At 71.7% G+C, this 10,096-nt stretch carries 12 protein-coding genes; 5 read left to right on the forward strand and 7 right to left on the reverse strand.

The window, feature by feature from the left end; genetic code table 11:
* Positions 1-109 precede the first annotated feature (109 nt).
* On the reverse strand, positions 110-1,108 hold the full coding sequence (locus ACFT4A_RS39795; RefSeq protein ID WP_382840804.1) for an anti-sigma factor family protein: 999 nt from the start codon (positions 1,106-1,108) through the stop codon (positions 110-112).
* Positions 1,105-1,875, reverse strand: coding sequence for an RNA polymerase sigma factor SigE (sigE, locus tag ACFT4A_RS39800; protein WP_382840806.1), 771 nt, complete (start codon positions 1,873-1,875; stop codon positions 1,105-1,107). The genes ACFT4A_RS39795 and sigE overlap by 4 nt, the downstream gene beginning before the upstream one ends.
* Positions 1,876-2,037: 162 nt before the next feature.
* Here sigE and ACFT4A_RS39805 point away from each other — a divergent pair, with 162 nt between their 5' ends.
* A complete protein-coding gene (locus ACFT4A_RS39805) occupies positions 2,038-2,736 on the forward strand; it encodes an O-methyltransferase (protein ID WP_382840832.1) in 699 nt (232 codons plus the stop codon).
* 115 nt (positions 2,737-2,851) lie between these two features.
* On the opposite strand, the gene ACFT4A_RS39810 is transcribed toward ACFT4A_RS39805, so the two are convergent.
* Positions 2,852-3,019 carry a DUF3117 domain-containing protein gene (locus tag ACFT4A_RS39810; RefSeq protein ID WP_003966491.1) on the reverse strand — a complete coding sequence of 56 codons (168 nt, stop codon included), beginning with the start codon at positions 3,017-3,019 and terminating at the stop codon, positions 2,852-2,854.
* A 382-nt stretch (positions 3,020-3,401) separates the two neighbouring features.
* Between ACFT4A_RS39810 and ACFT4A_RS39815 the strand changes: the two genes are divergently transcribed.
* A complete protein-coding gene (locus tag ACFT4A_RS39815) occupies positions 3,402-4,205 on the forward strand; it encodes an enoyl-CoA hydratase/isomerase family protein (RefSeq protein ID WP_382840809.1) in 804 nt (267 codons plus the stop codon).
* Between the two features lie 17 nt (positions 4,206-4,222).
* Here ACFT4A_RS39815 and ACFT4A_RS39820 read toward each other — a convergent pair whose 3' ends face one another.
* Together ACFT4A_RS39820 and ACFT4A_RS39825 are read right to left on the reverse strand one after the other, a co-directional pair.
* On the reverse strand, positions 4,223-4,807 hold the full coding sequence (locus ACFT4A_RS39820; RefSeq protein WP_382840811.1) for a DNA-3-methyladenine glycosylase I: 585 nt from the start codon (positions 4,805-4,807) through the stop codon (positions 4,223-4,225).
* The gene (locus tag ACFT4A_RS39825; protein ID WP_382840814.1) at positions 4,804-5,205 is read right to left on the reverse strand and encodes a DivIVA domain-containing protein; all 402 of its coding nucleotides are present in this window, start codon (positions 5,203-5,205) and stop codon (positions 4,804-4,806) included. Before ACFT4A_RS39825 ends, ACFT4A_RS39820 begins: the two co-directional genes overlap by 4 nt.
* A gap of 136 nt (positions 5,206-5,341) precedes the next feature.
* Here ACFT4A_RS39825 and folP point away from each other — a divergent pair, with 136 nt between their 5' ends.
* Positions 5,342-6,202: a dihydropteroate synthase gene (gene folP, locus ACFT4A_RS39830; protein ID WP_382840817.1), complete on the forward strand. Its 861-nt coding sequence runs from the start codon at positions 5,342-5,344 to the stop codon at positions 6,200-6,202.
* A gap of 9 nt (positions 6,203-6,211) precedes the next feature.
* Here the strand turns inward: folP and ACFT4A_RS39835 are convergent, their stop codons facing one another.
* Positions 6,212-6,970 (reverse strand): TIGR00730 family Rossman fold protein, encoded by a 759-nt coding sequence (locus tag ACFT4A_RS39835; protein WP_382840819.1) that lies wholly within the window; start codon positions 6,968-6,970, stop codon positions 6,212-6,214.
* Between the two features lie 120 nt (positions 6,971-7,090).
* Positions 7,091-8,170, reverse strand: coding sequence for a succinyl-diaminopimelate desuccinylase (gene dapE / locus ACFT4A_RS39840; protein WP_382840822.1), 1,080 nt, complete (start codon positions 8,168-8,170; stop codon positions 7,091-7,093).
* Positions 8,171-8,315: 145 nt separating this feature from the next.
* Here dapE and ACFT4A_RS39845 point away from each other — a divergent pair, with 145 nt between their 5' ends.
* Together ACFT4A_RS39845 and ACFT4A_RS39850 are read left to right on the forward strand one after the other, a co-directional pair.
* A complete protein-coding gene (locus ACFT4A_RS39845) occupies positions 8,316-9,239 on the forward strand; it encodes a heavy metal transporter (RefSeq protein WP_382840824.1) in 924 nt (307 codons plus the stop codon).
* A gap of 355 nt (positions 9,240-9,594) precedes the next feature.
* Positions 9,595-10,041: an ATP-binding protein gene (locus ACFT4A_RS39850; RefSeq protein WP_382840827.1), complete on the forward strand. Its 447-nt coding sequence runs from the start codon at positions 9,595-9,597 to the stop codon at positions 10,039-10,041.
* Positions 10,042-10,096: the final 55 nt, after the last annotated feature.

Raw genomic sequence — 10,096 nt, forward strand, 5'->3', positions numbered from 1 at the left:
GGCTCGACGCGGTGGCCGCGGTTCGTCGAATCGGCGCCCGGCCACAGCTCGGCGGCGGGCGACAACCCCCGGATTCAATCAGGTTCGCCGCCCGGTGCGCAGAGGCCGGTCAGCGGGCCGTCCGTGAGGAGGCGGGAGGAGAGGGGGACGAGGCCGGGTCCGGAAGGGGCACGGCGAGCAGGGGCGCCGCGCTCTCGGGGATCGCGGACCACGAAGTCAGGGCGGCCGGCGCGGCCACCCCGAACGGATGTATCCACGGGGACATGGCCACGGCACCGGCCACCACCGGGGCGGTCAGCGCGTGCACGGCGTGGTGCCGCGCGGCGGGCGGCAGCCCGGGCAGCAGCGGTGCGGACACCTCGGTCGGGGCGGCAGGGGTCCGGCCGACCATGCTCTGGCCGTGCGCCTGTCCGAGCAGCGGCGCCGCACCCCGGCGCCGCTGGGATTCCGGCGACGTCGTCGCGCCCGACCCCTGCGTACGCATCGGCGTCACATTGCTTCCCGAGCCGGAGCCGCCGCGGGCTTCCGTGTCGCCAGGGGTGCCGGTGGTGACGCCGCCCAGGGCGATCGCGGCCAGGGACACGGCCCCGGCGGCCGCGAACGCGAACCGCAGCCGCGAGGAGGACCTGTCGGTCTCGTGCCGGCCGACGTCGTGGATACGGAAACCCCGGCTGCCCGAAGGAATGCCTCGGTCGTCGGACGGCAGCACGGGGATGTGCGGCCGGGACGGGGCGTACCCGAACTCGAACCGCTCGCCGCGCTTCGCGCCGAAGGCCCCGGACGAGCCGAACCGTCCGGACAGTCCGCCGGGCAGCCCTCCGCCACCCGGGGGCATACCGTCACCGTCCGGGTCGCCCCCCGCGGGTAGTCCCTGCAGGCGGGCCAGGAAACTCTCCGAGGGAGGCGGTGGGGCCGCTTCCGCGAACACGTTCTTCAGCCGGCGCTGCGCGTCCACCTCCGCCTTGCACTTCGGGCAGGTGGCCACATGCGCCAGTACGCGCTCACGCGCGTCATGACCGAGTTCTCCGTCCACCAGGGCGGAGAGTCGGTCTCCCAGGTGCTGCTCTGCGAGGTGTCCCTCGGAGGACTCAGGACGTGATCCGCTCACGCGCTCGCGCCCCCTCCTCCCAGTGCGGGAACACGGGGCACGAAGGAGCGGCGCTCGGCACGCGCCTCCGGGGAGCGGTGCGCGAGGGCCTTGCGCAGCTGGGAGCGACCACGGTGGATCCGCGAGCGGACCGTGCCGAGCTTGACGCCGAGGGTCGCGGCGATCTCCTCGTACGACAGTCCTTCGATGTCGCACAGGACGACGGCGGCGCGGAACTCGGGGGCCAGGGTGTCGAGGGCCTGCTGGACGTCCGCGTCGAAGTGCGCGTCGTTGAAGACCTGCTGCGGCGTGGGCTCCTTGCTGGGCAGCCGCTCGGCCGCGTCCTCGCCGAGCGCGTCGAAGCGGATGCGCTGCTTGCGGCGGACCATGTCCAGGAACAGGTTCGTGGTGATGCGGTGCAGCCAGCCCTCGAAGGTGCCCGGCGTGTAGGTCGACAGGGAGCGGAAGACACGGACGAAGACCTCCTGCGTGAGGTCCTCGGCGTCGTGCTGGTTGCCGGTGAGGCGGTAGGCGAGCCGGTAGACCCGGCCGCTGTGCGTGCTGACGATCTCCTCCCAGGTGGGCGGAGTCCACGCCTGCCCGTCCGCGTCGGTGGAGAAGGTCGCGGTCTGGGCGAAGTCAGCGGCGTGGCTGTGGTCAGCAGTGTCGTTCACGGATGTCGGCCTGCCCGCTGATCCGAGGAAGCGCCGGAACACTCCTCCGCGATCCGCAGGCGCAGCCGCACCTCCCCTGTCAGCTCTGGTGGTGTCCAGTGGAGCCCCTACCATAGCCACCTCGCCCGTTAGGACCGGATAAGCGGTTTTACGAGAATTTGATCTGGGCTGATACGCCTCGTACTGCTGCGACGACACTTGCTCGGCGTCCTCGTCCACTGCCTGCTCCCCGTCCCGGCCCGCGCCGCTCGCTCATCCCTTTAAACGACCGGTCCCATCTGCGGGTTCCCGCACCCAACGGATACAGTCACGCCCAGGCATTCACGGGGACAGGAGAGGGTCATTACCGGCAACCGGCAGACGAGCTGGGCGTTCGCCGACGCCTATGTCGCCGAGGACGACGCGCTGCGCTGGGCCCGTGACCGGGCCCGTGACGCGGGGCTGCGCTCGGTGACGCCCGGCACGGGCTCCGCGCTGGGACTGCTGGCCGCCTCCGTCGACGCGAAGGCCGTCGCGGAGATCGGCACCGGCTGCGGTGTCTCCGGGATCCATCTCCTGCACGGTATGCGGCCCGACGGGGTGCTCACGACCGTGGATCCCGAGCCGGAGCACCAGCAGTTCGCCCGCCAGGCCTTCCGCGCCTCCGGCTTCGCCAGCAACCGGGCCCGCTTCATCCCGGGCCGCGCCCTGGACGTGCTGCCCCGCCTCGCGGACTCCGGCTACGACCTCGTGTTCTGCGACGGTGACCGGCTCGAGGTCATGGACTACCTCGCTGAATCGTTGCGGCTGCTGCGCCCCGGTGGGCTCGTCGTCTTCGAGGGCGCCTTCGCGAACGGCCGGACGGTGGACTCCGGGCCGCAGCCCACTGAGGTGCTGCGCCTGCGGGAGCTGCTGCGCACCGTGCGCGAGAGCCCGGAGCTGGTGCCGTCCCTGCTGCCGGTGGGCGACGGACTGCTGTGCGCGGTGAAACGCTAGCCGGATCGCACGTTAGCGAAGCGGCAGCCGGGGCAGGCGGAAGTTGATGAGAAAACAACCGCCCCGGCACCACACGTGATGCCGGGGCAGCTGAAAGGGTATGGTCGCTTGCGCCTCAGCCGACGACCTTCTTGAGGGCATCGCCCAGCGCGTCGGCCTCGTCCGGGGTCAGCTCGACGACGAGCCGACCGCCGCCTTCGAGCGGAACGCGCATGACGATGCCCCGCCCCTCCTTGGTCACCTCGAGCGGGCCATCGCCCGTCCGCGGCTTCATGGCCGCCATGCTCGTTCCCCTTCCTGAAACCCAGCTCATCGTCAAAGCCGTCGGCCCCGAGAAGGGCACACGTGCGGCCCTGAGCAGGACACGCGACACCGGCATCGAACACATTGCTTCCAAGCCATTATCCCGCATCTCAGGACCCGATGACCAACATCAGTTGGCATCGCTTGGGCAACGCACGCGAGCAAAACCACTCAATTCGGCGAAGTGGCTGCGATACTCCGCCACCGCACACACATCCGCCGAACGAAAACGGGTGAGAATTCTTTGACGCAGGTCACACGTCCGGTGCGGTCAACGGTCGGCGATCTCCGTCATGCTGTCCTGCAGACGCGGGACCTACCGGCCGGTAGGTCCCCAAGCGGCGACACGGAGGGGATACGCCATGGCCGACACCGTGCTCTACGAGGTGAGCGACGGGCTCGCGACGATCACGCTGAACCGCCCCGAGGCGATGAACGCGCTGAACGTGGAGGCCAAGGTCGCCCTGCGGGAGGCGGTCCGGTCCGCGGCGGACGACGCCGCCGTGCGGGCGGTGCTGCTGACCGCCGCCGGTGACCGGGCGTTCTGCGTCGGGCAGGACCTCAAGGAGCACATCGGGCTGCTGGTCCAGGACCGGGAGACCGGTTCGCGGCAGACCATGAACACGGTGCGGGAGCACTACAACCCGATCGTGCGCGCCTTGGCCGAGGCGGCGAAGCCGGTCGTCGCCGCCGTGAACGGCGTGGCGGCCGGGGCGGGCTTCGGCTTCGCCCTGGCGGCGGACTACCGGATCGTCGCGGACACGGCCGCGTTCAACACCTCGTTCGCCGGGGTGGCGCTGACCGCCGACTCGGGGATCTCGTGGACGCTGCCACGGGTGATCGGCCCCGGCCGGGCGGCCGACCTGCTGTTCTTCCCGAGGAGCATCAGCGCGCAGGAGGCGTACGAGCTCGGCATCGCCAACCGCCTGGTGCCCGCCGGCGAGCTGCGCGCGGAGGCCGAGAAGGTGGCACGGGCGCTGGCCGAGGGTCCGACGGTGGCGTTCGCGGCCCTCAAGGAGGCGGTGGCCTACGGGCTGACGCACTCCCTGGAGGAGACCCTGGAGAAGGAGGACGAGCTGCAGACGCGGGCGGGGTCCTCCGAGGACCACGCGATCGCGGTGCAGGCCTTCGTCAACAAGGAGAAGCCGAAGTACCTGGGCCGCTGACCTGCGGATACGGCGTCTCAGGCACGACGCGCGACGCAGGCCCGCAGGTGGTCGTCGACCAGTCCGCAGGCCTGCATCAGCGCATACGCCGTCGTCGGGCCGATGAAACGCAGCCCCCGCTTCTTCAGCGCCTTGGCCAGGGCCGTCGACTCGGGGGTGACCGCCGGGACGTCGGAGAGCGCCTTCGGGACCGGGCGGGTGCGCGGCTCGGGGGCGTGGGACCAGATCAGCTCGTCCAGGTCGCCCGGAGCCCACTCGGTCAGCACGCGCGCGTTGGCGAGCGTCGCGTCGATCTTGGCGCGGTTGCGGATGATGCCGGCGTCGGCCAGCAGCCGCTCACGGTCCTCGTCGGTGAAGGCGGCCACCGAGGCGATCTTGAAGTCGGCGAAGGCGGCACGGAAGCCGGGGCGGCGGCGCAGGATCGTGATCCAGGACAGGCCGGACTGGAAGGCCTCCAGGCTGAGGCGTTCGTAGAGGGCGTCGTCGCCGTGGACCGGGCGGCCCCACTCCTCGTCGTGGTACGTCACGTACTCCGGGGCGGACAGGGCCCAAGGGCAGCGCAGCGCGCCGTCCGGGCCGGGGAGGGCGGCGCCGTCGCTCACGGCCGGTCCTCCTGTCGCGGACCGGGCTTGTCCATGGACACGTGGTTCTCCGCGGACGCGTGGTGCTGCGGGGACACCGGGCCGTGAGGGGCCGCGGCCCGGGCGCCCGCCAGGGCCGATTCCAGGTCCGCGATGCGGGAGTCGCGCTCGGCGAGCTCGGCGCCGAGGCGGCTGAGGGCGTCGTCCACGTCTCCCATGCGGTAGCCGCGGACGGCGAGCGGGAAGCGGAGGCCCTCCACGTCCGCGCGGTCGACCGGGCGGTCCGGGGGCAGCGGGTCCCGCAGCTGCTCGGGGGCGGCCTCGGGCAGCGGGCCGTTCTCGCCGCCGCCCAGCACGGCCAGGGTCACCGCGCCGACCACGACGACCAGCGCGACGACCAGGAACAAGAACATAACCATCGCGGGGCCCCCACGGTCAGGTGTCTCGGAGTCTTCAAGAGACGGATGCTGTCAGGCTCCGATCGTGCCATGCGAGTCTGACAGTTAGGGTCGCAGGCGGCGGAAGACGGGGACGTACCAGGAAAGGTCACAGGAGATGCTCAGGCTGGGCAGTCGGGAATTCGAGCCGCGTGAGCCGGTGATCATGGCGATCGTGAACCGGACTCCGGACTCCTTCTACGACCGGGGCGCGACCTTCCTCGACGAGCCTGCGCTCGCGCGCGTGGAGCAGGCGGTGGCCGAGGGAGCCGCGATCATCGACATCGGCGGGGTCAAGGCCGGGCCGGGCGAGGAGGTCACGGCCGAGGAGGAGGCCCGGCGGACGGTCGGCTTCGTGGCCGAGGTGCGGCGGCGGTTCCCGGACGTGATCATCAGCGTGGACACCTGGCGGGCCGAGGTCGGCCAGGCCGTGTGCGAGGCCGGGGCCGATCTGCTGAACGACGCGTGGGGCGGTGTCGATCCGGGGCTCGCCGAGGTCGCCGCGCGGTACGGGGTGGGGCTGGTGTGCACGCACGCGGGCCGTGCGGAGCCGCGGACGCGGCCGCATCGGATCCAGTACGACGATGTCGTGGCCGACATTCTGGACGTGACCGTCGGGCTGGCGGAGCGGGCGGTGGCGCTGGGGGTGCCGAGGGAGTCGGTGCTGATCGATCCCGGGCACGACTTCGGGAAGAACACGCGGCACAGTCTGGAGGCGACCCGGCGGCTGGGCGAGATGGTCGCCACGGGGTGGCCGGTGCTGGTGTCGCTGTCCAACAAGGACTTCGTGGGAGAGACGCTGGACCGGCCCGTCAAGGAGCGGGTCGTGGGGACGCTGGCGACGACTGCCGTGTCCGCGTGGCTGGGGGCGCAGGTGTACCGGGTGCACGAGGTCGCCGAGACGCGGCAGGTGCTGGACATGGTGGCGTCCATCGCCGGGCATCGGGAGCCTGCCGTTGCCCGGCGTGGGCTGGCCTGAGCCGTCCGGCTAGCGGCCCGCTTCCTTCGACACCAGGGCCACCGCCTCGTCCACATCGTCCGTGACGTGGAACAGGAGGAGGTCCTTGTCCGCTGCCTTGCCCTGGGCGATGACCGTGCCGCGGAGCCAGTCGACCAGGCCGCCCCAGTACTCGCTGCCGAAGAGGACGATCGGGAAGCGGGTGACCTTCTGGGTCTGGACGAGGGTGAGGGCCTCGAAGAGTTCGTCGAGGGTGCCCAGGCCGCCGGGCAGGACCACGAAGCCCTGGGCGTACTTGACGAACATCATCTTCCGGACGAAGAAGTAGCGGAAGTTGAGGCCGATGTCGACGTACGGGTTCAGCCCCTGCTCGAAGGGCAGTTCGATGCCCAGGCCGACCGAGATGCCCTTGGCCTCCAGGGCGCCCTTGTTGGCCGCCTCCATCGCGCCCGGGCCGCCGCCCGTGATGACCGCGAAGCCCGCCTCCACCAGGCCCCGGCCCAGCCGGACGCCCGCGTCGTACTCGGGTGACTCCGCCGACGTCCGGGCCGAGCCGAACACGCTGATCGCGGGCGGGAGTTCGGCGAGCGTGCCGAAGCCCTCGATGAACTCCGACTGGATGCGCAGCACGCGCCAGGGGTCGGTGTGCACCCAGTCGGAGGGGGCCCGCTCGTCCAGCAGTCGCTGGTCGGTGGTGCTGGCCTGCACCTGGTCCCGCCGCTGGAGGACCGGGCCCAGGCGCTTCTCCTCCGGCGGCTGCTTCTTCCCCTCGGGGTTGCCGGTCGCCATGTGCGCTCCCTCCGTCGTGCCTGTCGTTCCACCTCAGCGTAGATCTACGCGGGTTACGAACGAGGGACGTGAGCATGTCCGCGATGAAGCGCCGTAAACACGAGGGCGCCCCGGACGGGATCAGGCCGTCAGCCAGCTCCGCAGGCGCTCCTCGCCCGCGAGGATCTTGACGGTCTCCACGCGCTCGTCCCGCTTGTGGGCCAAGTGGGGGTTGCCCGGGCCGTAGTTGACCGCCGGGACGCCGAGCGCCGAGAAGCGGGAGACGTCCGTCCAGCCGTACTTCGGCATCGGGGTGCCGCCCACCGCCTCGATGAACGCCTTCGCCGCCGGGTGGGACAGGCCCGGCATCGCCGCGCCGCTGTGGTCGACGACCTCGAACTCCGCCACGCCGCAGTCCGCGAAGACCTCCCGGACGTGGGCGATGGCCTCCTCGGGCGTACGGTCGGGCGCGTACCGGAAATTGACGGTGACGACGCACTCGTCGGGGATCACGTTGCCGGCCACTCCCCCGCCGATGCCCACCGCGTTCAGGCCCTCGCGGTACTCCAGGCCGTCGATGACCGGCCAACGGGGCTCGTAGGAGGCCAGGCGGGCGAGGATCGGGGCGGCCGCGTGGATCGCGTTGGAGCCCATCCAGCCGCGCGCCGAGTGGGCCCGCTCGCCCGTGGTCTTCAGCAGCACCCGCAGGGTGCCCTGGCAGCCGCCCTCGACCTGGCCGTCCGAGGGCTCCAGGAGGACCGCGAAGTCGCCCTCCAGCCACTCGGGGTGCGTCTCGGCGACATGCTTGAGGCCGTTCAGCTCCGCGGCGACCTCCTCGTTGTCGTAGAAGACGAAGGTCAGGTCGCGGTTGGGAGTCGGGACCGTCGCCGCGATGCGCAGCTGTACCGCGACGCCCGCCTTCATGTCGCAGGTGCCGCAGCCCCACAGCACGCCGTCCTCGTCGAGCCGGGAGGGGACGTTGTCCGCGATCGGGACGGTGTCGATGTGGCCGGCCAGGATCACCCGCTCCGGGCGGCCCAGGTTCGTACGGGCCACGACGTTGTTGCCGTACCGGTCGACCGTCAGATGGGGCAGCGCGCGCAGCGCGGTCTCGATCGCGTCCGCGAGGGGCTTCTCGGTGCCGCTCTCGGAGCGGAAGTCGACGAGCCGGGCGGTGAGCTCCGCGGCGTCCAGCGTGAGGTCAAGCGAGGTGTCGGCCATGCCGTCGACCCTAACGCGCCAGACCCTGTGCCCTCTCTCCCCACCGGGCACATGGGAATCCATACTCTCCAGTACCTTGTACCGCGTGCCAGAGCCGTCCTCCCCCAAGCGTCGTGGCCGCCTCTTCCGATGCGGATCCGCCTTCGTGACCCTCCTCGCGGTCGCCGGTTACCTCGTCGTGCAGTACATCACCGGAGGCACGGGCGAACCGGGCTGCAAGGTCGTCTCGGGCAAGGGCGACGGGGCGTCGTACGCGTTCTCGCCCGAGCAGGCCGTGAACGCGGCGACGATCACCGCCGTCGGCACCGGGCGCGGACTGCCGGAGCGGGCCGTGACCATCGCGCTGGCGACCGCGCTGCAGGAGTCGAGCCTGCGCAACATCAGCCACGGCGACCGGGACTCGCTCGGCCTGTTCCAGCAGCGGCCCTCGCAGGGCTGGGGCACCCGGGAGGAGATCCTGGACCCGACGTACTCGGCCGGTGAGTTCTACGACCACCTGGTCAAGGTGCCCGGCTACACACGGCTGCCGCTCACCGTCGCCGCGCAGCGCGTGCAGCGCAGCGGCTTCCCGCAGGCCTACGCCAAGCACGAGCCGGACGCCGCGCTGCTCGCCGCCGCCCTCACCGGCCAGTCCGCGGCCACGCTGACCTGCGAGGGCCGCCCGGGCGCGACCCGGGCGACGGGCCCGGACGGGGTGCGTACGGCGCTCGTGCGGGACTTCGGGCGCGATGCGCTGCAGCCGGTCGGTGCCGAGGTGGGCGGGTCCTCGGCGGCCACGCCGACGCCGTCCCCGAGGGGCGGTACGGGCGAGTCCGGCGGGCGGACGGTGACGCTGCCGGTGACCGCCGACACGAGTTCCGCGACGCGGCGGAGCCTGGACCAGCGCGGCTGGCAGCTGGCGCACTGGGCCGTGGCCAACGCCTCCGAGCTGCACATCGCGCGCGTGACGTACGCCGGGCGCGAGTGGGTCGCCGGGAACACCGCCAGCGAGTGGCGCGCCCCGACGGCGAAGGGCACCGCGGGTGCGGAGCGGGACGCGGACGCCGTCCGTATTGTCACGATGCGCTAGATCGCGCCCGGATCGCGCAGGAGTACGGGAACTCACCCCTGGGGGTTACCCGCGCGGCTCAGCCGCGACGGTGTGGGCAGGATTTCGCGCCCTTGCCCGGTAATCCGTGAAAACCCTTGGGCGTACAGGGCCGGAAGGATTCGGCGGACTTTCCGGCGGGGACCTTTTTGCCCGTTTGCCCGCAGCTGATAATGCGACGCATTACCAACTCTTTACGTTGCGACGCCGCAACCTTCCCGGGCTTCGAGCGGTAGTCACTGCGTCCGAGCCGGGGCGGTCCACAGCCAGTCGATCAACTCCCGGAGCCGGTCGGACACTTCACGAACCTCACTGTTCTCTCCGTCGAAGGAGCACCATGTCCCTCCCCCTGACCCGTCGGATCGCCCGTGCCGCGCTCATTGTCGCTGCGGGAGCGGCTGCCGGGGTCGGTGCGGCCGGCTCCGCCAGTGCGGCCCCCGAGCTGCCGGCCAACCCGAACCTCGGCGGCCTGACCGCCCTGGACGGGGCGAACGTCGGCAACACCGTCGACGGCGCGGCGACGGACGTCAGCAAGACCGCCGGTGACACCGGCAGCAAGACCGTCAAGAAGGCGGTGCCGGCCGCGGGCAAGCTCGGCGGCAAGACGGTCAAGAAGGCCACGCCCGTCGCGCAGAAGGCGGCCGGTGAGGCGGCGGGCTCCGCCGGGCAGCTCGTCGGTGAGGCCGCCGGTTCGGCGCAGGGGGGCCTGCCGACGGACTCTCTGACGAAGGGTGGCGTGCCGTCCGCGAAGACGCTGCCGGCGAAGGGCCTGCCGATCGGCTGACGCCGGTCCCGGAACACGGCGAAGGGGTCCAGGGAATTCCCTGGACCCCTTCGCC

Origin of the sequence: Streptomyces sp. NPDC057099 (assembly GCF_042671245.1) — a bacterium.
Classification (GTDB): Bacteria; Actinomycetota; Actinomycetes; order Streptomycetales; family Streptomycetaceae; genus Streptomyces; species Streptomyces purpurascens.

Bases quoted from the DNA above. Each gene is read 5' to 3' on its own strand.
- ACFT4A_RS39850 (WP_382840827.1), top strand. From the start codon at position 9,595: ATGTCCCTCCCCCTGACCCGTCGGATCGCCCGTGCCGCGCTCATTGTC.
- ACFT4A_RS39815 (WP_382840809.1), top strand. From the start codon at position 3,402: ATGGCCGACACCGTGCTCTACGAGGTGAGCGACGGGCTCGCGACGATC.
- ACFT4A_RS39810 (WP_003966491.1), bottom strand. From the start codon at position 3,019: ATGGCGGCCATGAAGCCGCGGACGGGCGATGGCCCGCTCGAGGTGACC.
- ACFT4A_RS39835 (WP_382840819.1), bottom strand. From the start codon at position 6,970: ATGGCGACCGGCAACCCCGAGGGGAAGAAGCAGCCGCCGGAGGAGAAG.
- ACFT4A_RS39825 (WP_382840814.1), bottom strand. From the start codon at position 5,205: ATGGTTATGTTCTTGTTCCTGGTCGTCGCGCTGGTCGTCGTGGTCGGC.
- sigE (WP_382840806.1), bottom strand. From the start codon at position 1,875: ATGGTAGGGGCTCCACTGGACACCACCAGAGCTGACAGGGGAGGTGCG.
- folP (WP_382840817.1), top strand. From the start codon at position 5,342: ATGCTCAGGCTGGGCAGTCGGGAATTCGAGCCGCGTGAGCCGGTGATC.
- dapE (WP_382840822.1), bottom strand. From the start codon at position 8,170: ATGGCCGACACCTCGCTTGACCTCACGCTGGACGCCGCGGAGCTCACC.